This is a genomic window from Paraburkholderia phenazinium, from assembly GCF_900142845.1.
Lineage (GTDB): Bacteria > Pseudomonadota > Gammaproteobacteria > Burkholderiales > Burkholderiaceae > Paraburkholderia > Paraburkholderia phenazinium_A.
In genome coordinates this window covers 1824791-1851225 of the sequence record NZ_FSRU01000001.1, presented here as the reverse complement: position 1 = coordinate 1851225, position 26435 = coordinate 1824791, and the positions used below count along the sequence as shown (strand labels likewise).

Annotated in this window: 20 protein-coding genes and 1 riboswitch; of the genes, 9 read left to right on the top strand and 11 right to left on the bottom strand. The window is 65.2% G+C overall.

The window, feature by feature from the left end:
- Window positions 1–4: 4 nt before the first annotated feature.
- Window positions 5–679, top strand: a complete 675-nt coding sequence (locus BUS12_RS08115) for an HAD family hydrolase (protein ID WP_074295221.1) — start codon at window positions 5–7, stop codon at window positions 677–679.
- A 44-nt stretch (window positions 680–723) separates the two neighbouring features.
- Here the strand turns inward: BUS12_RS08115 and BUS12_RS08110 are convergent, their stop codons facing one another.
- On the bottom strand, window positions 724–1266 hold the full coding sequence (locus BUS12_RS08110; protein WP_083640294.1) for a hypothetical protein: 543 nt from the start codon (window positions 1264–1266) through the stop codon (window positions 724–726).
- Between the two features lie 332 nt (window positions 1267–1598).
- A complete protein-coding gene (locus tag BUS12_RS38760; RefSeq protein WP_171991615.1) occupies window positions 1599–1763 on the bottom strand; it encodes a hypothetical protein in 165 nt (54 codons plus the stop codon).
- Here BUS12_RS38760 and BUS12_RS08105 point away from each other — a divergent pair.
- Both BUS12_RS08105 and BUS12_RS08100 read left to right on the top strand, forming a co-directional pair.
- A complete protein-coding gene (locus tag BUS12_RS08105; protein WP_074295220.1) occupies window positions 1762–3087 on the top strand; it encodes a cation:proton antiporter in 1326 nt (441 codons plus the stop codon). The genes BUS12_RS38760 and BUS12_RS08105 overlap by 2 nt on opposite strands.
- 135 nt (window positions 3088–3222) lie before the next feature.
- The gene (locus BUS12_RS08100) at window positions 3223–3783 is read left to right on the top strand and encodes an FUSC family protein (RefSeq protein ID WP_074295219.1); all 561 of its coding nucleotides are present in this window, start codon (window positions 3223–3225) and stop codon (window positions 3781–3783) included.
- Between the two features lie 71 nt (window positions 3784–3854).
- Here BUS12_RS08100 and BUS12_RS08095 read toward each other — a convergent pair whose 3' ends face one another.
- The gene (locus BUS12_RS08095; protein WP_074295218.1) at window positions 3855–4910 is read right to left on the bottom strand and encodes an aldo/keto reductase; all 1056 of its coding nucleotides are present in this window, start codon (window positions 4908–4910) and stop codon (window positions 3855–3857) included.
- A gap of 178 nt (window positions 4911–5088) precedes the next feature.
- Between BUS12_RS08095 and BUS12_RS08090 the strand changes: the two genes are divergently transcribed.
- The 3 genes from BUS12_RS08090 to pdeR all read left to right on the top strand — a co-directional run bounded on the left by BUS12_RS08090 (window position 5089) and on the right by pdeR (window position 15175).
- Window positions 5089–8388, top strand: coding sequence for an autotransporter outer membrane beta-barrel domain-containing protein (locus tag BUS12_RS08090; RefSeq protein ID WP_074295217.1), 3300 nt, complete (start codon window positions 5089–5091; stop codon window positions 8386–8388).
- A gap of 141 nt (window positions 8389–8529) precedes the next feature.
- Complete coding sequence (locus BUS12_RS08085; RefSeq protein ID WP_074295216.1) at window positions 8530–12987, top strand: DEAD/DEAH box helicase; 4458 nt, start codon at window positions 8530–8532, stop codon at window positions 12985–12987.
- A 184-nt stretch (window positions 12988–13171) separates the two neighbouring features.
- Window positions 13172–15175, top strand: a complete 2004-nt coding sequence (gene pdeR / locus BUS12_RS08080) for a cyclic di-GMP phosphodiesterase (RefSeq protein WP_074295215.1) — start codon at window positions 13172–13174, stop codon at window positions 15173–15175.
- Between the two features lie 13 nt (window positions 15176–15188).
- Here pdeR and BUS12_RS08075 read toward each other — a convergent pair whose 3' ends face one another.
- The 3 genes from BUS12_RS08075 to BUS12_RS08065 form a co-directional block, all read right to left on the bottom strand.
- Window positions 15189–16070: a crotonase/enoyl-CoA hydratase family protein gene (locus tag BUS12_RS08075; protein ID WP_074295214.1), complete on the bottom strand. Its 882-nt coding sequence runs from the start codon at window positions 16068–16070 to the stop codon at window positions 15189–15191.
- Window positions 16071–16432: 362 nt separating this feature from the next.
- Window positions 16433–17536, bottom strand: a complete 1104-nt coding sequence (locus tag BUS12_RS08070; RefSeq protein WP_074295213.1) for a malate/lactate/ureidoglycolate dehydrogenase — start codon at window positions 17534–17536, stop codon at window positions 16433–16435.
- Window positions 17537–17584: 48 nt separating this feature from the next.
- Window positions 17585–19048 (bottom strand): M20 family metallopeptidase, encoded by a 1464-nt coding sequence (locus BUS12_RS08065; protein WP_074295212.1) that lies wholly within the window; start codon window positions 19046–19048, stop codon window positions 17585–17587.
- 237 nt (window positions 19049–19285) lie between these two features.
- Between BUS12_RS08065 and BUS12_RS08060 the strand changes: the two genes are divergently transcribed.
- From BUS12_RS08060 to BUS12_RS08050, 3 genes are all read left to right on the top strand, one after another.
- Complete coding sequence (locus tag BUS12_RS08060; RefSeq protein ID WP_074295211.1) at window positions 19286–19594, top strand: superinfection immunity protein; 309 nt, start codon at window positions 19286–19288, stop codon at window positions 19592–19594.
- 90 nt (window positions 19595–19684) lie between these two features.
- A riboswitch (ZMP/ZTP riboswitch) is annotated at window positions 19685–19781 on the top strand.
- Window positions 19782–19832: 51 nt separating this feature from the next.
- Window positions 19833–20465 carry a LysE family translocator gene (locus BUS12_RS08055; RefSeq protein WP_074295210.1) on the top strand — a complete coding sequence of 211 codons (633 nt, stop codon included), beginning with the start codon at window positions 19833–19835 and terminating at the stop codon, window positions 20463–20465.
- 2 nt (window positions 20466–20467) lie between these two features.
- The gene (locus tag BUS12_RS08050; protein WP_074295209.1) at window positions 20468–20947 is read left to right on the top strand and encodes a GNAT family N-acetyltransferase; all 480 of its coding nucleotides are present in this window, start codon (window positions 20468–20470) and stop codon (window positions 20945–20947) included.
- Window positions 20948–21000: 53 nt separating this feature from the next.
- Here BUS12_RS08050 and BUS12_RS08045 read toward each other — a convergent pair whose 3' ends face one another.
- From BUS12_RS08045 to BUS12_RS08025, 5 genes are all read right to left on the bottom strand, one after another.
- Window positions 21001–21279: a YodC family protein gene (locus BUS12_RS08045; RefSeq protein WP_074295208.1), complete on the bottom strand. Its 279-nt coding sequence runs from the start codon at window positions 21277–21279 to the stop codon at window positions 21001–21003.
- Window positions 21280–21996: 717 nt separating this feature from the next.
- The gene (locus tag BUS12_RS08040) at window positions 21997–22623 is read right to left on the bottom strand and encodes a TetR/AcrR family transcriptional regulator (RefSeq protein WP_074295207.1); all 627 of its coding nucleotides are present in this window, start codon (window positions 22621–22623) and stop codon (window positions 21997–21999) included.
- 99 nt (window positions 22624–22722) lie between these two features.
- Window positions 22723–23916: an HlyD/EmrA/EmrK family protein gene (locus BUS12_RS08035; RefSeq protein WP_074295206.1), complete on the bottom strand. Its 1194-nt coding sequence runs from the start codon at window positions 23914–23916 to the stop codon at window positions 22723–22725.
- Window positions 23917–25461, bottom strand: coding sequence for an efflux transporter outer membrane subunit (locus tag BUS12_RS08030; protein WP_074295205.1), 1545 nt, complete (start codon window positions 25459–25461; stop codon window positions 23917–23919).
- The gene (locus BUS12_RS08025; protein WP_074295204.1) at window positions 25458–26414 is read right to left on the bottom strand and encodes a glycosyltransferase family 2 protein; all 957 of its coding nucleotides are present in this window, start codon (window positions 26412–26414) and stop codon (window positions 25458–25460) included. Before BUS12_RS08025 ends, BUS12_RS08030 begins: the two co-directional genes overlap by 4 nt.
- Between the last annotated feature and the right edge of the window lie 21 nt (window positions 26415–26435).

The following is a 26435-nucleotide window of genomic DNA, read 5'->3' as shown; positions in this document are numbered from 1 at the left end:
CACCATGCGCATTGAAACCGCCTTCCTTTTCGACCTCGACGGCACGCTGGTCGACAGCGTGTATCAGCACGTCCTCGCGTGGAAGCAGGCGCTGGATCAGGAAGGAATCGAGCTATCGGTGTGGCGCATCCATCGCAAGATCGGCATGAGCGGCGGTCTGTTCACCAATCAGTTGCTCCGCGAGACCCGCAGCGAGATGAGCGCCGAGCGCATCGAGCGGTTGCGGCAGGCGCATGCCGAGGCCTATCGGCGCCTGGGCAGCCAGGTGCGGCCGTTGCCCGGCGCGCGCGAACTGCTCGCCGCGCTCAGCGAGAGCGGCACCCGCTGGGCCATCGCCACGAGCGGCCGGATGGAAACCGCCGCGGTCAATCTCGCCGCACTCGGGGTCGATCCGGAGAAAGCGGTCGTGGTGACGCGCGATGATGTGAAGTATGCGAAGCCCGATCCCGATCTGTTCATTGCCGCGGCCCATCGCCTCGGTGCGCCGATCGAACAGAGCGTGGTGGTCGGCGACAGCATCTGGGACATGCTCGCCGCGCAGCGCTGCCGTGCCCTGGGCGTCGGTCTGCTATCCGGCGGTTACGGCCAGGATGAACTCGAACGCGCCGGCGCCCTGCGCGTCTATGAGGATCCGGCTGACCTGTTGCTGCATCTCGACGAGGTCGCCGCACGTCCGTAGCGGGTCCCGTGCGCGGTCGCCGATTCCTGACCGGCGCTGCGTGCCTACCAGGGACTGCACGGCGCGATAACCAGCATCGCGATATCGGTCGCCACCAGGCCGAGGATGAACATGGTGCTGGACATCGCGCAGATCCGCGACAGGAGCCAGTCACGCTCGGCGCGTGTGCCTCTGAGCGCCGACGGGAAGCGCCAGGGAATGCGCGCCGTGCGCCACAGATTGCGCCATGCCACATAGGCGCCGACGCCGCCGAAGATCAGGCAGACGACGCTCGCGACAACAACGGTGGCCGGCGTCCACGGCATCGTATGCACGACGAACAGCGGGCCGCCCGCCGCGCACGATCCGCCGAGGACCATTTCCGCGATACTCACCTGGGCGAGCCACGCGAGCGGCGCCAGCAGCAGCGCGATCAGGATCTGCGTGGCGCTGATCTGCTGCGCGTGCGACTGCGACGTATTCACTTCCTGCGAAGCTGCCGGCCCGGGCGCTACGGTGCGAACGGTCGGCGGTTGCGCGCCGACGCCGCGGCCCGGCGCGGGGCCGTGACGCGAGGGGGCGCGCGAGTTGAGTCGTTCCGCGGTCATGCTGATTCCGATAGAAATGCGGGGAGTTCTCGTGGGCTACCGCCACCGCTCGCCGGTTGCGCTCCGAACCCGAATCCAGCGGAGCGCCACGGAGGCATCCTCAAGATGGGTTCGCAGCAGCGCGTGCGAGCAGCGGACGGACGTCCACCGGCGCAACGCAGCAAGAATTGGGCCGAATTCGCAGGCGCTTGAATAAGTCCACCGTCAGGCCGTGGGGACAGGGCCGTTAAGGGCCGTTAAGCCCCGCACGCCCGGTCGCGGAGTCAGCAGCGCGCAAGAATTGCAATCGTTCGGACGCTTTTTACGCGCTTTGCCGTGCGAGGCGGCACGGGTCACACGGACGCGACAGCGGATTGGACGCGACGCAGCATGCCCAGCACCCGGAAGCCGTCGCTCGGACGCCGCGTGGTGGAAGGAATGCCCATTGCTGTCACCAGTGGACATCCATCGTTCGGCCGCGCGCCGTAGCCGCGGCCCGCGCGCGCTTGCCCACTCATGCACGACACCGAAACCCTCTGGTTCCTCATCGTCGGCAGCGTGCTCGTCTTCATGGGCATCGCGGCGACCACCTTCAGGCGGCTGCCCGTCAGCGCCGCCATGTTCTATCTGGCAATCGGCTACGGACTCGGTCCCGCCGGGGTAAACCTGTTGCATCTGGATCTCGCCGCCGACGCGCATCTGCTGCGCATCGTGACGGAGATCGCCTTGCTGGTCTCGCTGTTCGCCATCGGCCTGCGGCTGCGCGTGCCGGTGTTCGACGCGCTGTGGTGGCTGCCGCTAAGGCTCGGGGTACCGGCCATGCTGCTGACGATCGCCTTGCTGACGCTGTTCGGCGTCTACGGACTGCGGCTCGGCTGGGGACCGGCTCTGCTGCTCGCGGCGATTCTCGCGCCCACCGATCCCGTCCTCGCCCACGATGTCCAGGTCCACGATCCCGGCGACCGCGACGTATTGCGTTTTGCGCTGTCCGGCGAAGGCGGCCTGAACGACGGCATCGCGCTGCCGTTTGCGGTGCTCGGCCTCGCGCTTTGCGCCGTGCCGCTCGCCTCGCCGGCTGCAGGACTGACGTGGCGTTTCGCCGGCGGCGCGCTGTGGGGCATAGCCGGCGCCGTCGCAATCGGCGCCCTGCTGGGTTGGGCCACGACGCACGCGGTCACCTGGCTGCGCACGCATCATGCGCAGGCGCTCGGTCTCGAAGGCTTCTTCGCGTTGGGACTCATTGTGCTGTCGTTCGGCTGCGCGCAACTCGCCCATACCTACGGCTTCCTCGCCGTGTTCGCGGCCGGCGTCGCCATGCGGCGCGTCGAACACCAGGCGAGCGGCGAACGCTCGCCGCGCAGTACGATCGGCAGCGTCGATTCGGAAGACGTGAGCGCGACCGCCGCGGATCCGGACAAGGCCCACGCGTATATGACCGAATCGGTGCTGGGCTTCACGATCGAGCTGGAGCGGATCGCCGAAGTCGCCATCATGGCGATGATCGGCAACGTGCTCGCCAATCTGCGCGGGCCGCTTTTTACGTGGTCGAGCGCCGCGCTGATCGTGGTGCTGTTCCTGCTGATCAGGCCCGCTGCAGTCGAGCTTTCGTTGCTCGGCTCGCAGGCGTCGAACGCGCAACGGCGTCTGATGAGCTGGTTCGGCATTCGCGGCATCGGCTCGTTTTACTACCTCGCCTACGCACTCGAACACGGGCCCGCCACCACGATTCTGCCGCTGCTGCCGCTCGCGCTGGCGGTCGTCACGGCCTCGGTGGTGGTGCACGGCGTCTCGGCGACGCCGTTGATGAACTGGTATCACCGCGGGCGGCATCGGCGCCGTTGAAGGCGCGCCGCTCATGCCTCGGGCATCCCCGCTCATTCGCCTCGCTCGCGCCGTTCATGCCGCGCTCGCGCACGAGCCGATAGAATACGTCACCCTCTTCCGAGCTTCATCACGCCAGAACGCCCTCGACCCACCATGACGGACTCCTCCCACGCCCGCCGCGCCGCGCAGACGAGCGCCGCGAATTCGCTATTCGCGTTCCTGAAATCGCTGCCGCTCTCCGACCGCCTGATCGAAGGCTGCGTCATGGCACTGCAGGCGGTTGGGGGCGCCAGCATTGCGTTTACGCTCGCCAGCCACCTCCGCGCCGAGCAGCCGTTCTGGGCTGCGATCACGGCCATCGCGGTGAGTCAGCACAGCTATGTCGACACGCGCAAACTGTCGCGCGACCAGTTCATCGGCGCGATGGTCGGCGGCGTGTGCGGACTCGCCGGCGCCGTGCTGGGCGGCGGCCATTTCCTCGCCTATATGGTGACGGTCGCGATCGCCATCATCATCTGCTGGGTGACGAATATCGGCAGCGCGGCGCGCCTCGGCGGCATCACCGCCACCATCATGCTGCTGGTGCCGCGCATCGGCCCGGCATGGGAAGTCGCGCTGGTGCGCCTCGGCGAGGTCACGCTCGGCACGGTCAGCGCGCTGCTGGTGTGCGCGCTGATTCGCGTCGTCGAGCAGCGCTGGTTCGGCAAGACGTAAGCCGGCACGAAGTCCGGCTTCGCCCGCTGGCGCGTGAACGGGGTTAAAGCGCCAGCCCTACTGCAGCCGCCTTATTTCACCAGGCCACGGCGGCTCTGTTCCAGCTGGTTTCGGCGCGGCTCGCACTGACGCTCCAGCATCCACCCCGGATACTCGGATGGCAATGCGCTGACCGCGTCGAGCTTCGCCAGTTCGTCCGCGCTCAGCTCCACCTTCGTGGCCGCGATGTTGTCGTCGAGCTGTTCGACTTTCTTCGCGCCGACAATCACCGTCGTCACCGCACGCTGATGCAGCAGCCACGCCAGCGCGATTTGCGCCACCGACACGCCTTTCGCCTCGGCAATGCCGCGCATCGTATCGATACAGTCGTAGGCGCGCTCGCGGTTCACCGGCGGGAAATCGAACGTATTGCGCCGGCTGCCGCTCTCGCCCTGCTGCTCGCGGCCGTACTTGCCGCTCAACAGGCCGCCGGCCAGCGGGCTCCAGACCATCAGCCCGAGGCCTTCGCTGTGCAGCATCGGCACCAGTTCGCGTTCGAGATCGCGGCCCGCCAGCGTGTAGTAAGCCTGCAGCGTTTCGAAGCGCGCAAGGCCCTGCCGCTCGGCAATACCGAGCGCCTTGACGATCTGCCATGCCGCCCAGTTCGAAACCCCGACGTAGCGGACATGGCCATGCTGGACGAGCGTATCGAGCGCGCGCACCGTTTCTTCGATCGGCGTGGCGGGATCGAAACCGTGAATCTGGTACAGGTCGATGTGGTCCAGCTGCAGGCGTTTGAGGCTCGCCTTGATGCCGTCCATGATGTGATAGCGCGAGGCGCCGCGCGTATTGGCGGACTCCGTCGTCGCGCCGAACACCTTGGTGGCGACCACCACCTGATCGCGCGGCACCTTGAGGTTTCTCAGCGCGAGGCCGGTGATCTGCTCGGACAGGCCCTGCGCGTAGACATCGGCGGTGTCGATGAAATTGATGCCGGCGTCGAGCGCGCGGCCGACGAGTCGCTCGGCATCCGCTTGCTGCAGATCGCCGATCTGCCGCCAGATGCCTTCGCCGCCGCCGAAGGTCATGGTGCCGAGACAGAGTTCAGAAACAAACAGGCCGGTGCGGCCTAGCTGGTTATAACGCATCGCGAAACTCCCACTGGGTGAGGAATCCAATCAGCATACTGCATTGCGCAAATACGTATGAGTTGTGCAACGAATTTACAGAACACATCGTGAAAGGTTTGTTAATCCATTGCAAGGAGTGCTATAAATCAGCCGACTCTGGTGTGTACATCCTATTCGCAACAATAGGGCGATACCCATGAAGAAAAAGATCGGCATTGGCATTGGAGGCGTCGTACTGCTGTCGCGAGCGCTGACCCCATCGGCGCTGGCGGCCTGTAGCAACACCGCGCCGCCGAGCGGCACTGCCGTCACCTGCTCCGGCGCGGGCGTGCCTGGCGTCATCGCCCAGACCGGCAGCACGGGCGTCTCGATCACGCTGGATTCGACGGCCACCGGCAATTTCCTTCGCACGACGAATCCCGTGGCCTTCAGCGTCGATACGTCCAGCACGATCAGCAACAGCGGCAATCTTTCGCTCACGGGCGGAGGCGGCAGCGGCACCGCGCGCGGTGCCGTGTTGCTCGGCACCGGCAATAACAACAGCGTGACCAACGCGGCCGGCGGCGTCATCAATACCACCGGTGCGTATAACGACGGCATGGCCGCGAATGGCAGCGGCAATACCCTGACCAACAACGGATCGATTACGACCGCGGGCCCCAACGCGTATGGCATGACCGCGGCATGGGGACAAACAAATTCCGGTCAACTGAATAACACCCTGGTCAACACCGGTACGGTGACGACCTCTGGCAGCAACGCGCGCGCGGCCTCGATTCTTGGCGGCAGCGGCACGATCAACAACAGCGGCACGTTGTCGACCACGGGTACGTCCAGTACCACCGCCTATCTGCAAGGCAACAACGACGTCCTGATCAATACCGGTTCGATCACCGCAAGCGGCAGCGGCTCCGACGCGGTGTTTTCGAATACGGCCGGGTCGAGCTTCACGGCCACCATTCAGAATCTTGCCGGCGGCCAGATCATCAGCCAGAGCGCGGCGGGCATTCGCACGCTCAACGGCAACACGACGGTCATCAACGCCGGACTCGTGCAGAGCGGAGCCGGCACGGCGATTTCAATGGGCAACGGCAACGATTCGCTGATCCTGCAAACCGGTTCCGTCATCAACGGCACCGCGGACGGCGGCGCCGGAACGAACACCGTGACGTTGCAGGGCACCGGCACGGCATCGAATGCGTTTACGAACTTCCAGACCTTGCTGATGCAGGGCACGCTGTGGAACTGGAGCGGCAGCGGCACCTTTACACTCGCCCATGTGCAAAGCGGCACGCTCAACCTCACCGGCACGCTGGGCGCGAGCGCCGCGGGCCTCGTCGACAGCGGCGCAACCTTGCAGGCCACTGCGCAGAGTCTGCCGCAAACGGTCACGGACAACGGCCTCGTGCGCTTCGCGCAAACCAGCGACGGCACCTACGCGGGACTGATCTCGGGCAGCGGCGCGGTCGAAAAAACCGGCGCCGGCAGCTTGACGCTGGCGCCCGGCGCCGCCGGCGGCAACACCTACTCGGGCGGCACCACCTTGACGGCGGGTACCGTCGCGATCGGCGCGGACAGTGCGCTGGGCGCGAATACCGGCAGTCTCACGTTCAACGGCGGCACCCTGCAATTGACCCAGAGCGTGGATCTCGCCAGCACGCGCGCGGTCACATTGAATGCGGGCGGCGGCACAATCGATACGCAGTCCTTTTCTTCGACCCTGGCGCAACCGGTTACCGGTGCAGGCGCGCTGACGAAGGACGGCACCGGCAGCCTGTTGATGACAGGCGCCAGCACCTATAGCGGCGCAACCACCGTCGCCGCCGGCACGCTCGCGGTGGGCGACGCCGCGCATGCCAGCGCCTCGCTGGCGGGTGGAGGCGGTGCGACGGTGGCCGCCGGTGCGACGCTCGGCGGCTATGGCAGCGTCAGCGGTACGGTCACCAACAACGGCACGATTGAGGCCGCCAATGCGCTGCCGTCTTTCAGTGCCGAGGCGAACGGCGGCTTCACGATCAACGGAGCGCTGTTCAACGCGGGCCTTGTGCAGATCGGCGGCACGGGGGTGGGCAATCAGTTGACGGTAGCCGGCAATTACGTCGGCCAGAACGGCCTGCTCGGCCTGAACACGCAAGTGGCCGGCGACGGCGCGGCGTCAGACCGGCTCGTGATCAGCGGAGGAACCGGGAGCGGCTCGACCGCGCTGAAGATCACGAATGTCGGCGGTCAAGGGGCCGAAACGGTCGCGAACGGCATCGAAGTGATCCAGGCGGCCAACGGCGCGACGACCGAGGCCAGTGCCTTCACGCTCGCCGCGCCGGTCAAGGCTGGCGCCTATTCCTACTATCTGGCGAAAGGCGGCGTGAGCGCCGGGACGTCCGACAACTGGTATTTGCGCAACACCGTCGCGCCCTTGCCTTCGACGCCCACCAGCACCTCGCCGGAAGGCACGCCGTCCTCGAACCTGTCGGGCGAGCCGATTGCCGCGGCGGGCACGCCCGCGCTGCCGGCGCCGGGCGCGGCAGGCTCCGGGCCGATTCCGCTCTATCGCGTCGAAGTCCCTGTCTACGCGGAGATTCCGAGCGTCGCGCGGCAGATCGGCATCATGCAGATCGACACCTTCCACGAGCGCCTCGGCGACCAGTCCCTGCTGACCGACAACGGCACCTTGCCGGCGGCGTGGGGGCGCGTATGGGGCAGCCACAGCGTGCTGAGTCAGGACGGCACCGTCAGCCCGGAGTTCGACGGTTCCATCTACGGCATGCAGGCCGGCCAGGATATTTATGCCGACACGAGCGCCAGCGGCCAGCGCAACCACTACGGCCTGCTGGTGGGCTTCGCGCGCGCCACCGGCGATGTCGACGGCTTTGCGCTCGGCACGCCCAGCCTCGATGCCGGGCATCTCGCGATCAACGCCTACAGTCTCGGCGGCTACTGGACCCATATCGGGCCAGGCGGCTGGTACACCGATGCCGTCCTGATGGGCAGCGCCCTCACCGTCGATCCGCTGTCGCGCGACAACGTCGGCGCAACGACACATGGCGACGCGGTGAGCGGATCGCTCGAAGGCGGCCTGCCGATTCCGCTTGGCAGCGTCCTCACCATCGAGCCGCAAGCGCAGTTGATCTGGCAACATCTGTCGATCGACGATCTGAACGACGGCGTCTCCAGTGTGAGCTTCAATAGCGGCAACACCTTTCTCGGCCGCTTCGGCGTCCGGCTGCAAGGGCGTTTCGACACACTCGGCACCAGTTGGCAACCGTGGCTGCGGCTGAACGTGCTGCGCTCGTTCGGTTCGAACGACAACACGACGTTTGGCGGCGCGACCGACATCGGCACGAACGTCGGGCAGACCGCGGGACAGATCGGCGCAGGCGTCACGGCGAAGGTGAGCAAGTCGGGCAGTGTGTATGCCGCCGCGAGCTGGCTGACCAACCTCGGCGGATCCCACCAACGTACGGTGACGGGCAACGCAGGCGTGCGCTGGAGCTGGTAGGTCGTACCGGCCGGCACCCCTTGAAACACGGCAAAAAATGCTGCTGTGGCGCTCATACACGTTCCTGGCACACCTGTCCAAAACCTGCGAGACTGGGCCTCTGTCTCGACCAACCTAACGGCGTCCACCGCCCCTCTGGATATGGCCCGTCGCGCCCCCATCTACGGCAGCATGACTCCCGCCTCTTCCGCGAGCGGCGTGCTGGACGGCTTTCATCCGGCGGTTGCCGGCTGGTTCCAGAAAACGTTTCCGGCGCCTACCGACGCCCAGCTCGCCGCTTGGCCGTGCATCCGTAGCGGACGCTCGACGCTGGTCGCCGCGCCCACCGGTTCCGGCAAGACCCTGACCGCGTTTCTGTCCGCGCTCGACGACCTCGTCCAGCAGGGCCTCGCCACCGGCGGCGAGCTGCCGGACGAAACGCTGGTGGTCTACGTATCGCCGCTCAAGGCGCTTTCCAACGACATCCGTCTGAACCTGCAGGTGCCGCTCGAAGGCATCGCCGCCGAACTCGCGCAGCGCGGCCTGCCGCCGCTCGATATCCGCACGGCCGTGCGCACCGGCGACACCACGCAGCAGGAGCGCAACGCGCTGAAAAAGCGCGCGCCGCACATTCTCGTGACGACGCCAGAGTCGCTCTATGTCCTGCTCGGCTCGGATTCGGGCCGGCGCATGCTGGGCACCACGCGCACCGTGATCGTCGATGAAATTCATGCGCTCGCGGGCAGCAAGCGCGGCAGCCATCTGGCGCTCAGTCTCGAACGGCTCGACGCGCTCTGCGGCCGGCGCCTGCCGCGCATCGGCCTGTCCGCGACGCAAAAGCCGATCGAAGCCGTGGCGCGTTTTCTGGTGGGCGGTGCGAGCGTCGCGAGCGCAACGCCCGCCGACTGCGCCATCGTCGACGTCGGCCATATACGCGCCCGCGACCTCGCGCTGGAGATTCCGCCGGTCCCGCTCGAAGCGGTGATGGCCAACGAGGTCTGGGAGCTGGTCTACAACCGGCTCGCCGAACTGATCGCCCAGCATCGCACCACGCTGATCTTCGTCAACACGCGGCGCATGGCCGAGCGCGCCGCGCGCCATCTCACCGAGCGCCTGGGCAAGGAAGCGGTCGCCGCGCACCATGGCAGCCTCGCCAGGGAACATCGCTTCGACGCGGAGCAGCGGCTCAAGCGCGGCGAACTGCGCGTGCTGATCGCCACGGCTTCGCTGGAACTGGGCATCGATATCGGCGACGTCGATCTGGTCTGCCAGATGGGTTCGCCGCGCGCGATCGCGCCGTTCCTGCAACGCGTCGGGCGCTCCGGGCATCACGTGGGCGGCATGCCGAAGGGGCGCCTGTTCCCCGCCTCGCGCGACGACCTGATCGAATGTGCGGCCCTGCTCGATTGCGTGCGGCGCGGCGAACTCGACGCGCTGCAGATCCCGCGCGCGCCGCTCGACGTGCTGGCCCAGCAGATCGTCGCGGAGGTCTCGAGCGCCGAGTGGAGCGAAGACGCCCTGTTCGAGCTGATGCGCGGCGCCGCTCCGTACGCCGAGCTGGCGCGCGATCAATACGACGCCGTGCTGCGCATGCTCGCGGAAGGCTATACGAGCCGCCACGGTCCGCGCGGCGCTTATCTGCATCGCGACGCCGTCAGCGGCACGCTGCGCGGCCGGCGCGGCGGCAAGCTGGTCGCGGTGACTTCAGGCGGCACGATTCCCGAGAACGCGGACTACGCGGTGATCCTCGAACCGCAGGCGGTCAACATTGGTACGGTCAACGAAGATTTTGCCGTCGAGAGTCTGGCCGGCGACGTCTTCCAACTCGGCAATGCGTCGTACCGCATCCTGCGCGTGGAAGCGGGCCGTGTGCGCGTGGAGGATGCGCAAGGCCAGCCGCCGAATATTCCGTTCTGGCTCGGCGAGGCGCCGGGGCGCAGCGATGAGCTGTCGTTCGGCGTCGCGCGGTTGCGGGCGCAGATCGATCAGTTGCTCGGCGACGCTGACATCGTGCTGAAAATCGCCAACGGCGATGCGTCCACGCCCGTGACCCCGGCCAGCAACGCCCCACGTATCGAACGCGCTATCCGCTGGATGACCGCCACGCTCGGCCTCGACGAAGCCGCCGCGCGCCAGATCGTCGATTACCTCGCGCGCGCCCGTGCCGCCCTGACCACGCTGCCGACACAAACCACCCTCGTGATGGAGCGTTTCTTCGACGAATCGGGCGGTACGCAGCTCGTGATTCACGCGCCGTTCGGCAGCCGCGTCAATCGCGCGTGGGGCCTCGCGCTGCGCAAGCGCTTTTGCCGCACCTTCAATTTCGAATTGCAGGCCGCCGCGACGGAAGACGCCATCATCCTCTCGCTGACCGGCAGCCACAGCTTCGCGCTGGATGAAGTGTGGCGCTACCTGCACTCGAACAGCGCCGAACATCTGCTGATCCAGGCCCTGCTCGACGCGCCGCTGTTCGGCGTGCGCTGGCGCTGGAACGCGACCACCTCGCTGGCGCTGCCGCGCTACAGCGGCGGCCGCAAAACCGCGCCGCAACTGCAGCGCATGCGCAGCGAGGATTTGCTGGCGGCGGTGTTTCCCGATCAGGTGGCGTGCCTGGAGAACATCGTCGGCGAGCGTGAACTGCCGCATCACCCACTGGTCGATCAGACCATCGACGACTGCCTGCACGAAGCAATGGACACCGAAGGATGGCTGAGCCTGCTGCGTCGAATCGAACAGGGCGAGGTCAAACTGGTGACGCGCGAGTTGCCGGCGCCCTCGCCGCTCGCAGCCGAGATTCTCACTGCCAAGCCCTACGCGTATCTCGACGACGCGCCGATCGAAGAACGCCGCACCCAGGCCGTGCTCAACCGCCGTTGGTCCGATCCCGCCTCCGCCGACGATCTCGGCGCGCTCGACGCGGACGCGATTGCCGGCGTGCGCGAGGAAGCCTGGCCGCAACCGCGCAGCCTCGATGAAATGCACGAGGCGCTGACCGGCCTCGCCTGCATCAGCGAGACCGAGGCCCAGCACAACGCGGACTGGCCGGCATGGCTTGCGGCGCTCGCCGAGGCGGGCCGCGCTACCCGGTTGCGCAGCGCGAGCGGCGCCGCGCTCTGGCTTCCGGCCGAACGCCTGACCTGCCTGCGCGCCATTTACCCGGATGCGTCGTTCGAGCCGGCCATCGCCGCCCCCAAAGGCTTCACGGAAGCATGGAGCGACGACGAGGCGCTCGTCGACGTGATTCGTGCCCGGCTCACAGGATTCGGTCCGCTACCGGTGGCGACCATCGCCGCTGAGTTGGCGCTTCCGGCTGCGGCCGTGGAGCGCGCGTTGACGACGCTCGAAGCGCAAGGCTATGTGATGCGTGGCCGCTTCACACCGCGCGCAACCGTCGAGGAATGGTGCGAGCGTCACCTGCTGGCGCGGATTCACCGCTATACCGTGCGACGCTTGCGGCGCGAGATCGAACCGGTCGAGCGGCACGATTTCATGCGCTTCCTGTTCGAATGGCAACACCTGACGCCCGGCACACGCGGCGAAGGACGCGATGCCCTCGCGGGTGTGCTCGATCAGATGGCAGGTTTCGAAGCGGCCGCCGGCGCCTGGGAAGAAGACATCCTGCCGGCGCGGCTCAAGGACTATTCGATTACTTCGCTCGACGAACTGTGCCGCTCCGGCAAGCTGGTCTGGACGCGTCTGACCGAACGCGCACGCGCAACCGCTGCGCCCGTGCGCAGCACGCCAGTCGTTTTGCTGCCGCGCCGCGATATCGGCGTATGGAGCGCGCTGATCGATCAATCCGAAGCGCCCGAATTGTCGCCACGCGCGCAAAGCGTTTATGACGCGCTGCTGCAACACGGCGCCATGTTCTTCGACGAGCTGCTGGGCGATACCCGCCTGCTGGGTATCGAACTGGAAAATGCGCTGGGCGAACTGGTCGCAGCGGGGCTTGCGAACTCCGACAGCTTCGCCGGCTTGCGCGCGTTACTGAAACCCGTCGCGAAACGTCAGGCGCATCACAGCAGCCGACGGCCACGCGGCGGCGCATTGATCGGCGGCATGGACGACGCCGGCCGCTGGGCGCTGGTCCGGCGCCGCAGCGCGCCTGCGGCAAGCGAAAGCGCACCCTCGGCGCCGCCCGCGGGCCGTGCCCCGCGGCTCGAACCTGAAGTGCTCGAACATCTGGCGATGACCTTGCTGCGCCGCTATGGCGTGGTGTGCTGGCGTCTGCTCGCACGCGAAGCCGAATGGCTGCCGCCGTGGCGCGATCTGTTGCGCGTACTGCAGCGTCTCGAAGCGCGCGGCGTCGTGCGCGGCGGACGCTTTATCAACGGTCTGGCGGGCGAGCAGTTCGCGCTGCCGGAGGCCATTCCGCTCCTGCGCGAAGTGCGCCGCCATACCGGCGACGGCGCCTTTGTCTGCGTCGCGGGCACCGATCCCCTGAACCTCGTCGGCACCCTGCTGCCAGGCGACAAGGTGCCGGCGGTCGTCGGCAATCGCGTGCTGTATCGGGACGGCGTGGCTGTCGCGAAGCTGGTGGCGGGCGAGTTTATTTATCTGACGAATGAAGACGGCGCAATGCGCGAACAGATGCGCACGCTGCTGGTCCGTCGCCACTGAGCGTCACTGAGATGTTAGGGTGTCTAAAGATTCAAGGTGGGTTCACCGTTCAACCTTTATGTCCGCGAGTGCAGATTGCCCGGATACAATGAAGTTGCGGTTTCATCTGATGTAGACTGACTGTCACCCGCCAGCCACCTGTTCACGCTGTCGGCCCGCAAGCTCGCCTTGTCCGGGGAAGCCTATGAACGACGACCAACACGACCAGGTGCTCTATGCCCAGTTCGGCACAAGCAGCCCTTGCTGGCGTCTGTCCAAAGACAGCAACGCGCTCGAGCTGACGCCGGTCACCGGCGACATGCCTGCCAATGCCGCCATCCCCCTGAACCCGCAGCAAGCCGCGCAAATCCGCCGCCTCACCGGCATCACCGCCCATCTGATTCTCGACGTCCGCCTGTCCGGCGCGCCCCTGCGGCTGCATCTGGTCGGCAAGAAGCTGAGCGCCAATCTGTGGGCAGGCACCGCTTCGGCGTACGAAGATACCGAATCGGTGGCGCGCGACCTCGTCCACGGCCTGTCGTTTGCCGAGCAGGTGGTCTCGGAGGTCAATTCGGTGGTGGTGATCGTCGACCGCAACGGTCGCATCCAGCGTTTCAATCGCCTCGCCGAAGAACTCACCGGCATGAAAGAGGAAGACATCGTCGGCCGGAGCGTGTGGGCGTTGTTCATGTCGTCCGAAGCCGGTGCGGCGTCGAGCCAGAACATTGCCGGCTTCTTCAACCGCGGCGTCTCGTACGAAGTCGAACGGCTCGTGAAAACCGTCCACGGCGAGCGGCTCTTCCTGTTTCGCAACAAGTTCGTACAGAGCGGCAGCGGCGTCGACGAGCAGTTCCTGATCTGCTCGGGCACGGACATTACCGAGGAACGCCGCGCGCAGGAACGTCTGACCGAACTCGCCAACACCGACTCCCTGACCGGCCTCGCCAATCGCAACGCGATTCAGGACAAGATCCGCGCCGCGATTGCGAGCGCGGCGCTCGACGAGTCGGTCGGCATTCTGTTCCTCGACCTCGACAACTTCAAGAAGGTCAACGATCACTACGGCCACGTGTTCGGCGACCGGCTGATCAAAGACGTGTCGGCAGCCATCAGCACCTGCCTGAACCAAGGCGATACGCTCGCGCGGCTGGGCGGCGACGAGTTTATCGTGCTGGCCGCCACCGGCACGCTCGCCTCGCTCGAAGCCACCGCGCAACGCATTCTGGAGCGCATGCGCACGCCGTTCAGCCTGGGGCTCGTCGAGGTCTACACCGGCTGTTCGATCGGCATTGCGCTGAGTCCCGAACACGGCGACAGCCTCGAATCGCTGATCCGCTCGGCAGACACCGCCATGTACGTCGCCAAGGACGAAGGCAAGCGCACCTACCGCGTGTTCTCGCAGGAAATGGACCGCAAGGTGGCCGAGTATATGTGGCTCGACACCAACCTGCGCCGCGGCATCGACGAAGGCCAGTTCACGCTCTTCTATCAGCCCAAGCTGTCGCTTTCGACCGGTGTGGTGCTCGGCGTCGAAGCGCTGATACGCTGGAATTCGCCGGAGCGCGGGCTGATCCTGCCCACCGAGTTCATTCGGTATGCAGAAGAATCGGGACTGATCGGCCACCTCGGCCGCTGGGTCATGCAGACCGCCGCCCTGCAGGCCGCCCGCTGGAAGGCCGCGGGCTTCAATCTGCGCGTGGCGATCAACGTCTCCGCACGGCAACTGGTGGATACCGCCGTGGTCCGGCATTTTGCCGAAGCGCTTCAGCAAGCGGGGCTCGACCCGTGCCTGATCGATCTCGAGCTCACCGAAAGCTGCCTGATCGAAGACGAAGCCGCCGCCATTGAGCTGATTACGCAGTTTCGTCAACTCGGGGCGCAGGTGCATCTCGACGACTTCGGCACCGGCTATTCGTCGCTGTCGCAACTCGGGCGGATTCCGCTCGATGTCATCAAGCTGGATCGCAGCTTCGTGCGCTCGATCAACGAGAATACGAAAGCGCAGGCACTGGTGCGCTCGATGGTCGCGGTGGCCCAGGAGCTGAATTTCAAGGTGGTGGCGGAAGGGATCGAAACGGAAGCGGAAGAAGCCTTCATGAAGGGGCTTGGCGTGGACTACGTACAGGGCTTTCTGTACGGCCAGCCGATGCCGGCCGCGGAATTCGAACAGTGGCTGCGCGACAGGCAGAAGCTCAGGTTAATCGCCTGAGCTTCCGGACGTTTCAGGCGATGCTCGCGCTATTCTGGCGCAGGGTGTTCGAAGTGCGGCGGTTCTGCAGCATCACCAGCCGCTCCATAAAAGCCAGGTCTTTCTCTTCGATGGTGAACGCGGCCTCCACCCAGTCCTCGGTGATCTCCATCAACTCGGCACGCGAGATCTTCAGGACCCGCTGACGCGCCCGCAACATGGCGCGAATGCCGTTCATTTTCGGACGCAGCGTGTCGATAAAGGTACGCGTGGCGACATAGGCTTCGCCCGGCTCGAACAACTGGTCGACGAGTCCCTTGCCCGCATACCACTCTGCCGTATGCGACTCGCCGATGCCGATCAGCTCTTCCGCGAGACGCATGCCGGCCTTGCGTGCGACCAGCGAATAGCCGCCCATGCCCGGGAACAGATTGAAGGCGATCTCCGGAAAACCCATGCGGGCATCGTTCTGCGCGAGCAGGAAATGATGCGCGAGCGCCGCTTCGAAACCGCCTCCGAGCGCGGTCCCTTCCACCATGGCGATTGAGATGGCGCCGGTATCGAAACCGCGCGCGGCCGCATGCACGCAATCGACACAGGCCCGCGCATACGACAGCAACGACTGACGCTTGCCGGCGCGGATCGTCTCCGCGAAGAAGTCGAGATCGCCGCCGACGTTGTAGATTGCCGGGATCAACGAGCCGGTCACCCAGAAATCGATCGGCAGACGCGAATCGCGTGCGGCCTGAGCAAGGCCAAGAATATCGTGCACCAGTTCGAGGTTGAAACAGGGACGGGGTTGTGCCCGCAACATCATCCACATGACATTGCGCCCTTCTTCATAATAGGCCGAAATCTGCGACAAATTACCCGCTTCGAGGAAGGGACGGCAGGCGTGATGATTGTGAAGATTCATTTTGAACGGTCCTTTAAGGTTAAACGGCGGTAATGCAAGTCGAGCCTAAAGCAGACCTGAATAAGGTGGGAGCGGGTTTGCTAACGGACAAACACAAGTAGTCCTTGCAAACCCGTGGCAAGCGGGTGAGCGGGGACGTTCAAAAGGAATGGGGGTGCTGGATGCATACGGAGCGCATGGAAAGCACACCGAAATAAGCGCAAGAAAAGGCTTGTGTCAAAGCGCGATGTCAGAACGATGTGCGCTTGGATACGGAATTAATTGCCGCCGCGGAATGCGGCGGTAATTAATTACCGTTATGCGGGATGACTGCTTCGAAGCGGTTTGAGGCGGCGGGCGGGATGCGGGGCACTGCGTTGCTGTTATTGCAAATGCTGCGACCAGCGATCGACCTGCTCGGCCGGCATGCCGACCGCAAGCGCTGCGTCGCCGATCTGCCGCCATGTCGCCGGATCGACCGGCACGCCCTGGGCCTCGCGCCTGGCCCGCATGGCACGCTCCGGTTCGCCGGGCGCCTGGATAGATTCAGTGCCCGCGGCAAGCGGCGAAGCCTTGACCCATTCGACAAACGCATCGGCTTCGGCCTCGGCGTTCGGTGCATCGAAGGCGGCGGGATTGATGATCACCGACAGCATGCAGTTAACGATCGCGTGGTTGGTGCCCAGCGTCTCCGCATGCGTCGTATAGCCACCCGACAATGCGCCGCCGAAAATCTCGCACATCGCCGCCAGCCCGAAGCCCTTGTGGCCGCCGAACGGCAGCAACGACCCGAAGGGCGCCTCGATCATGGCTTTCGGTTCGAGCGTGGCCTGCCCGTCGTGATCGATGAGCGCGCCGGGCGGAACCTGCTTGCCCTGGTTATACGCCACCCGAACCTTGCCGAACGCCACGGCGCTGGTGGCGAAGTCGAGCACCAGCGGCGGCTTGCCGCTGCGCGGAAACGCAGCGCAGAACGGATTGGTGCCGATACGGCGATCGGTGCCGCCAAAAGGCGCCACGAGCGGATCGCCCGCCACATTGACGAAGTGAAACGAAACGAGCCCGGCACGCGCGCATTGCTCGGCCCAATGACCGATGCGGCCAATGTGATGCGCGCCGCGCAACCCGACCGCGCAGATGCCGAGCCGTTTCGCACGCTCGATGCCGTGCTCCATCGCCTCATAGGCGACCACCTGGCCGAAGCCTTTGCCGCCGTCGATGCTCAGCACGGCGCCCGCATCGCGCGCCACCTGCGCATGCAGGTTGAGCTTGAGTTCGTTATCGCGCAGCGAGGCCACATAGCGCGGAATCATCCCGACGCCATGCGAATCGTGCCCGGTGAGATTTGCGGCCACCAGATGATCGGCGACCAGTTCGGCCTCGCGCGGCGCACTGCCGGCTTGCTCCCAGATGGCCCGCACATAATCGTGCAGCGTTGCGGATGGAATGCTGAGCGGCGACGGATAGGCAGCGCGAGGTTCGTTCATTCGCAGTATCGGTGAGCAAGCAGGTTGAGGTTCGGCACCGCCTTCCGTTCAAGGCGCCGCGGCGATCACGTCGGCAACCGCCGCCGTCAGCTTCTTGCCATACGGCACGTGCAGGAACTCGTTCGGGCCGTGCGCGTTCGACTTCGGTCCAAGCACGCCGCACACCATAAACTGCGAATGCGGGAAACCCTCCTTGAGCACATTCATCAGCGGGATCGTGCCGCCCTGCCCCATGTACGCACAGTCCGCGCCGTAATGCTGACGCGATGCGTCGTTGAGAGCCGTTGCGAGCCACGGCGCCAGCTCCGGCGCACTCCAGCCGGTGGCCGCGCCGGCGTCCGGCTTGAAGGTGACCTTGGCGTTGTACGGCGGATCGAACTCGAGCAACGCTTTCAGCTCCGCAACCGCCTTGACTGCATCGAGAAGCGGCGGCAGGCGCAACGACAGCTTGAACGCGGTACGCGGACGCAGCACATTGCCGGCATCGGCGATAGCCGGCAAACCGGCCGCGCCCGTCACCGATAGCGACGGACGCCACGTCGAGTTGAGCAGCGCCTCTTTCGGATCGGTGGTGGTGGGCAGCACCTGACGGCCGTCCTGGCCGCATGCCCAGGGGATTTTCTTCCAGACGTCGTCACCCAGAATATGGGCGGTCGCCTCTGCTTCGCGCAGACGGTCGGCCGGGATCGGAGCATGGAAACCCTTTGGCAGCAGATTACCGTTCGACGCGTCTTCAAGACGGTCGAACAGTTGCCGCATGATGCGGAAGCTCGACGGCGTGATGCCGCCATAACCGCCCGAGTGAATGCCTTCATCGAGCACATGCACTTCGAGGTCGCCCGACACCAGACCGCGCAGCGAGGTGGTCAGCCACAACTGGTCGTAATTGCCCGCGCCCGAGTCGAGGCACACCACCAGCCCCACTTTGCCGAGCCGCTCGCGCAGCGCGTCGACATACGGCAGCAGATCGTAGCTGCCCGACTCCTCGCAGGTTTCGATCAGGCCGACACAGCGCGGACGTTCCGCACCTTGTGCGTCGAGCGCGGCGAGGGCCGTGAGGCTCGCGTAGATGGCGTAGCCGTCATCCGCGCCGCCGCGGCCGTACAGCTTGCCGTCTTCGAGTTTGGGGGTCCACGGGCCGAGGTCGTTGCGCCAGCCGTCGAATTCAGGCTGCTTGTCGAGGTGGCCGTACAGCACGATGGTCTCGGTACTGCCCGAGCGCGTAGCCGGTGTCTCGAAGAAGATGACCGGCGTGCGGCCCGGCAGGCGAATTACTTCCAGCTTCAGGCCTTTGACCGGCTGTTGCTCCGCCCACTGCGCGGCGTCCGTCACCACGCGGTCGATAAAGCCGTGCCTGGCCCAGTCCGCGTCGAAGCCCGGGCTTTTGGCCGGCACGGCAATATAGTCCGTCAGCGCCGGCACGATCTCGTCGTTCCACTTGCGCTCGACAAACTCGCGTAGCGTGTCGTGGTTGATCTGCCTGGCTTGCTGGGTGGTGTCGTCGGAAATCATGTTGGCTGTCCGGTCGGTCGGTCAAAACGCACATGATAGACCTCAACAGTGCCGGCCTGAAGTCCCCCATTCGGCCAAGCCGTCGCGCGGCGCTGCAGCATTGCGCTGCCGAGGCCATGCGTGGCGTCCACCCTGTTGGGATTCGCAATAAAGCCTATCCAAAGCACATCCATTACTGCGCAAATTGCTCATTCGAGCGACAATTGAAAGAATCCGCTTACGCTTGGAGGAACCGCGATGGGCGCCAGCACGGTCGTTCAAGCCGTAGCCGCAGTCATTGCATTGGGGTTGTACTTCCTGCCGGCCATTCTCGCCGACCGGCGCAAACGTCATGATCTGCTGACGCTCGCCCTGTTCAACGCATGCCTCGGCTGGACCGGCTTCGGCTGGCTCGCGGCGCTCTATTGGGCGCTGCAGCCCAACCCACCGAAGGACGTCGCGAGCGAGGTGGAGCAAACGCGCCGCGTGGTCCGCATGCGCAGCTTTTCCGTGATGCTGATCCAGCGCGTGCAGAACCGCGCGAACCGCAACAAGAGCGACCGGTAAGCGCGGCTGGCGCGTCAAGCGCGCGGCACGCGCAGGCGTCGCCCATGAGCGCTTCGATTTGCCCGCTTCGCGCCGGGCGTGGAATAATCGTCCGGTCCGCGCAACTGGCGCTTGAAGATGGATCACCATCGGGAAACGCGGACCGCGACATCAATCTCGCGAACCGCCGCGCGCCTGGGTATTGCTGCCTCAGTTGTCTTAGCCACATCGGCCGCATCAATCTCCAAGGAGCCCCGCCATGCCTGAACTCGCCAAGCTGCTCACCTTCGGTCTCGTCTCGCTCGGAATGGCGCTGACGCCCGGCCCGAACATGCTCTACCTCGTCTCGCGCTCGATCTGCCAGGGCCGCACCGCGGGCCTGATTTCGCTCGGCGGCGTGGCGCTCGGCTTCGTCTTCTATATGTTGAGCGCCGCGCTCGGCATCACCGCCCTGCTGCTCGCCGTGCCGTTCGCATACGACGCGCTGCGCTTCGGCGGCGCGCTCTATATGCTGTGGCTCGCGTGGCAAGCCGTCAAACCGGGCGGCCGCTCGCCGTTTCAGGTGCGCGACCTGCCGGCCGATAGCCCGCGCAAACTGTTTGCCATGGGTTTCGTCACGAACCTGCTGAACCCGAAAATTGCGGTGCTGTATCTGTCGCTGCTGCCGCAGTTCATCGATCCGCAACACGGTCATGTGCTGGAGCAGTCGCTGGTGCTGGGGACGCTGCAGATTGCGCTCAGCCTGACCGTCAACTCGATGGTCGCGCTCATGGCCGGTTCGATTGCGGTGTTTCTCGCCAGGCGGCCCGCGTGGATCCTCGTGCAGCGCTGGCTGATGGGCACCGTGCTCGCCGGCCTCGCCGTGCGCATGGCCACCGAAGCGCGGCGGTAAGCATGGGCACGCTGCACACGCGCCCACTGCTGGCCGGCGACCTCGACCTGATTTGCCGCCACCGCTATGAGATGTTCCGTGAGGCCGGTCGCGAGCCGGCCGTCCTCGACCAGATGACGCCGGCCTTTCGGAGCTGGCTGCAGCCGCGCCTCGCCGACGGTTCGTATTTCGGCTTTATCACGCTCGACGGCGACACGCCGGTGGCCGGCATCGGCCTGATGGCAATCGACTGGCCGCCGCATCCGCTGCACCCGGAACAGGACCGGCGTGGCTACGTGCTGAACGTGTATGTGGAGCCGAGCCACCGGCAGCGCGGCATAGCACGCGCGCTGATGGATCGGGCGGAGGCGGCGTTTAGCGAGCGGGGTTTGCCGTATGCGATCCTGCACGCCACGGAGAAGGGGCGGCCGCTTTACGCGGGACTCGGCTGGGCACCGACCACCGAAATGGCCAAAGCCGTAGACGCGCCCCCGGCGGCGTGAGACCTCAAGCGGGTGAGCCGCACGAGCACGAGCGGCTGAATGAACGGCGCATGTCAGCCGGGACGGGCAACGCGCGCGAAACGGCCCACGTGGACTGAGCCTGGCGGGATGGAGCGCGGTTCGAGCCGGACGTGCTCCTGCTCGAACATCTCCTGGCGCAGTTCGCCATGCTCGTCGAACCATTGGCAAACCACCCAGTCACCCGCCGTCAACGCAACGGGCCCAAAGTAGGTGACCGTCATGCGCGGGCCGCCCGACTTGAGCGTAACCACATCGCCGACATTCAGCGGCGCGATTGGTGTATCGAATGTATCGAGGGTGGCGGTCAGCATATCAATCCCCGGGACTAAAGCGTTGAAGTGGCCTTGGCGTGTTTTAACCCATTGTCTCAGACAGGTGGCTGGCAAAAGATTTTAAAGTTTGCCAAGATTAACAATCGAATTTACGGTCTGCAAGCGATTTTTATTGATACCGTTTTCATGCAGACGGGAATCGGAATTCGGTCATCGGCTCACTGGGTGAAACAATGCTCATACGGCGAAACCCCTATGCTTCATGGGGTTTCAGGCCCGCTCCCAGACGCCTGACGCGGGAACAATTTACGCGACGGCTAATATCCCAGCGTAAAAGATGCCGGAGGATAATTTGTCAGACATTGAAATCCATTTGAATCTTTGAATGGTTTTTATCTGATCAATTATTGCCAAAACCATCCATAAACAGCCCAATCACCCATGAATTTCCAGTACTGCGGGAGCGCTGCATTAATGCGGTGCAGTGCAATACCGGGAATGGTGCGGGGTTATCACGATTTAGCTGGCACGCCGCACCGCGAGTTGCTGATGCCGCACCAACAGGATGCTTGGTCCGATGCATATCAGCATCAATAGCGCATTAATAGCGAGGCTGTACTGGAAGGCATGGGCATGGGCATGGGCATAGGCGTGGGGCGTGGGACGTCGCCCGGCCAGGCGCAGCGAAGGCCGCCGGCGTGGATTTGGCGCACTCACTATTCATGACTATTTGTTCAACAATTAGGCAAAAAAAATTTAGACGAGCGCGCGCATCGCGATATCCACGATGGCGGTCAACTCGCGCTCCTCGTGAGCGACCCGGCCGAGCACACGCAGGCCCTGGATAATGCACAGCAGAAAATTGCTGACCGCTTTTTCGTCGAGCGTCGAACTGAACGCCCCGCTCGCCTGGCCGCGAATCACGGCCGCGGCAAGCAGCGTGGCCATGCGGCGCTGGATCGAGCCGATGCGCTCGCGCAGCGCCTCGTCGTCCGACTGCATTTCCAGTGCGGTGTTGGTAATCAGGCAACTGCGTTGCGTGGACAGCGCGGCGGCCGCCTTGGCGTAGTGCAGAATGGCGCTATGCAGCGCCTCCATGGGCGGCAGCGGCGCGTTCAGACGTTCGGCAAGCCGGGCAATCGAACCGTCCGCGTAGTGATCGAGGGCGGCCAGCATGATGCCGTGCTTGTCGCCGAACACACCGTACAGGCTGCCGCGCAACAGGCCGGTTGCCTTGCAGAGGTCGTCGATCGAAGTCGCGTGGTAGCCGTGGCGCCAGAACACCTCGCTTGCGTGCGCGAGTACGGTGGGCGTGTCGAACTCGCGCGGGCGGCCTCGGGCATTGGCGGTGCGGGACTTCTTCGAAATGGCGGGTGGCGTCATGGGAATGGATATTATGACTATCCGTTCAACAAATCAAGCCTGGCGAGGGTGGGGGTATTGGAGAGGGCGTAACGGCTGCGGAAACCGGATGGGGCCGGCTTATTTCCCCTCATTCTCCCGAATCACCCGCGCAATCACCGCCTCGGCCTCCGCCGCCCCTTCGTCATACACTCGCGTACGCTGAACCGGCGGCGGCACGTCATTGCCAATCAGCGCCCCCGTGCGCACATGCGTATCCACCGACACCTGCATCGAGAGTCCCAATCTCAACGGATGCGCAGCCAGCTCGTCCGCATCGAGAGAAATCACAATCGGCACCCGCTGCACCACCTTGATCCAGTTGCCCGCCGCGTTCTGCGAAGGCAGCATCGAAAACGCGCTACCCGTCCCCGCCGAAAACCCTTCCACCCGGCCGCGATACACCACCTGCGATCCATACACATCCGACACGATGCGCACCGGCTGGCCGACCCGCATATGGCGGATCTGCCCTTCCTTGAAATTGGCTTCAACCCATAACCGCTCGAGCGGGATGATCGACATGAGCGGCACGCCCGGGCCCACCTGCTGCCCGATTTGCACCGAGCGCTGCCCCACTGTGCCGTCCACCGGCGACACGATCGTCGAACGCTGCAGATTGCGGAACGCAAGCCGCAGTTGCGCGGCGGCCTGGAGCACCGTCGGATTGGCCTCGAGCGCTTGCCCGCCGCCCAGCACACGGGCCGCATCGAGCTGCGACTGCGCCGCAGCGAGATTCGCCTCGGCGACCGCCACCGTTTCGCGAGCGTGCGCCAGTTCCTCGGGCGAGACGATCTCGATCGCGGAGTGGTCACGCGCCGCCAATGCCTGTTGCGCGAGCGCCAGTTCCGCGCGGCGAGCCTTGATCGCCTCCACGTACGAGCCGCGCGAGAGCGTCGCGTTGGCGACCTGCCGCACCGCGAGCGCAAGCTGCGCCTGGGCCTGGGTGTACGCCACCGCCGCCTCGGTATCGTCGAGCTTCGCGAGGCTCTGTCCAGCCCGCACGCGCTGCGTGTTGGATACGAGGATGTCCGTCACCGTGCCCGGAATCTGCGCGGCGATCTGCACGATATTGCCGGCCACATAGGCGTCGTCGGTTTCCTCGTAAAAGCGCGCGGTGAAGCCCCACCACGCAAGCGCGATCAACGCCGCTACTGCCGCAGCCCCTAAAAAAAGCGCGAGCCGCCGTCGGCGAGTCGCACGTCTGGCGGCTTGCTTCGCGGCGGCAGCCTCGGTTTCGCTGGCCTGAGTATGTTCTTTGATGTCGTTATACATTCAGTCGAAGTGCGTATCCGTGATGCGGCCGTGTGATGGAAAAGCAGCCTGGAAATGGGAAATCGGCGGCCCGGCGAGCGTCTGCTCGTCGAAGCCGCCGCCTAGCGCGCCAATCAACGCAACCTGCAACGCGCGGCGCTGCGTCTGCAAGTCGACCTGCTCGGCGCGCTCGTCCAGCAGCGTCAGGTCGGCCAGCATCACGTCCTTTTGCATCACCATGCCGCGCTGGTGTCGCTCGTCGGCGATCGACACGATACGCGTCGCCGCGTCGACGGCCTGCGCCTGCTGCTGCACCAGCTTATCCACGGTACGCAGCGAGGTCAGGCGTTGCGCCACTTCGCCCAGTGCCCCTTCGATTGTTTTGTTGTACAGACTAACAGCCGAATCGACACTGGCAAAATCGCCGCCCAACTTCGCGCGCAGGCGGCTGCGGTCGAAGATCGGCAGTGAGATTGCCGGCCCGACCGAGCCGGTCAACGCCGAGCGGGTAAACAGCGAGGCCGGCGTGAGCGCCGTCAGACCCGCAAATGCGACGAGATTGACGTCCGGATAGAACTGCGCGCGCGTCGCATCGACATTCGCCACGGCCGCCTCGGCGCGCAGCCGGGCCGCCACGATATCCGGCCGCCGCCCCAACAGATCCACCGGCAGGCGTGCAGGTAGCGCCGCATCGTCGACGTCGGCGAGTTGCGGCCGCCGGATCGACAATCCTCGTTCCGCGCCGCGGCCCGTCAGCACCCCGATCTGCAATTGCGTGAGCTTGATGCGCTCGTCGTTGAGCTCGGTCTGCGCGAGCAGCCGGTTTTGCTTGAGTGCTGTGTCGGCGGCGTCGTAGGCGTTGTCGAGACCGCGTGCGAAACGTTCGCGCGTCACCTCGCTGACGTAGTCGCTCGCATGTTGCTTCTCGCGCAGGTTGTCCTGCATCGCGAAGGCGCGGTCGAGCTCGAAATACAGCGTCACCAGTGCGACGGTCAGCGAGAGCCGCGCCTCTTCCGCGTCCACGCGCTCGGCGTCGCGCTCGGATATCAGTCCGCGCGTCAAGGCGGCATTCTTGCCCCACAGGTCCAACTGATAGCTCAGTCCTGCGAACAGCGCGGACGGCGAGGCGGTCGGATCGCTGAACAACTGTACCGGAAAGGTCTGGCCGTCGACCGACACATTCGCGACGTTGGGCGGCTGCGGCAAGCGCGCCTTGGTCACCGTGGCGCCGGCCGTTCCCGTGAGGCCCGTCAGCGAAGCAAACTGCTCCAGTTGCGACTGCGCCACGCCGATTCTGGCCTTGGCGATCTGCATATCCGGATTCTGCTGCAACGCTTCGCTCACCAGTTGGTTGAGTTGCGGATCGCGATACTGCTCGACCCAGCCGGGCGCGGGCCATGTGCCGTTGTTTTGGGTGCCGGTCGTCGCGACCAGCGCATCGACAGCGGGCGTCAACGGTTTGACGCTTGCATGCAAACCGGCGTCGTCGACGCAGCCGGCGAGCGTATATGCGACCAGCAGCGCGGGAACCGGCCACAGCAGCCGTGTTAAAAGAGCGTGCCTCATTCGTACTGCGTCCTGTGAGCGGATGCCGAGTGTGCAAAGCGTGCGGCAAGCGCGGGCCGCGTGCGCTCCAGCGGACCGAGACGTCCGAACAGACCATCCGACACACCGAGGAGGATGCCGTTGAGCTTGGCGAGCTTGTCCTCTTCGAGCAGGAGGACCTGCACGATCTGCCAAAGTGTCAGCAGGTTCGGCACGATCGCGACCGGGAAGCGCATGCCGTACTGCAGTCCGAGCTGCATCGCATTGCGGGCGCTGTAATAGCGCCGATACCACGGATGATGCGTCGCGGTCATATGGAACGGACCCAGCTTATGGCGACGTCGCTCGCCGATCCTGTGCGAGAGGATCAACGACGGTACGACGTATAGCGGGACGTTACGCGCCAGGGCGCGCAAGCAGTATTCAGTATCGACGTGATCGATAAACAACGCTTCGTCGAAGCGGCCCAGCGTCTCGAAGGCCTTGCGCGAAACCAGGCAGCCCGAAGAAATCAGAAAGGCGCAGCGTTGCGGTGCGACGCCTTCGTGCAGCTTGAGACGTTGCACCGTGAGACCGTCGCTCGCCAGTTCGGGCAGGAAGCGCTGATCGTTTTCATCGAAGATGCGCGGTCCGGCCATGAATGCCCCCGTGCCGAGCGCGGCGCACGTGTCGCGCATCGCCGGAAAATAGCCGGCCGGCACCACGGAGTCCTGATCGAACAGGGCCACCGCATCCATGCCCTGCTCGAACTGGCTGGCTAGTCCACCATTGAGCGCACCCGCGATGCCGTTGCGATTGCCGTTGTACAGCAGCGTGATGTCGTGCGCCGCCAGTTGCGCGGCGACCGCCGGATTCACTTGCGGCGAGTTATCGACCACCGTAAGGCCGTCGCAACGCTCGCGCAAGGCGACCACCCGCGCGAGTTCGTCGGCCGTCGGATGAAACAGAACCACCAGTGCGCCAAGGGTCGTCATCGCATTCGCTCCATCGTCGGC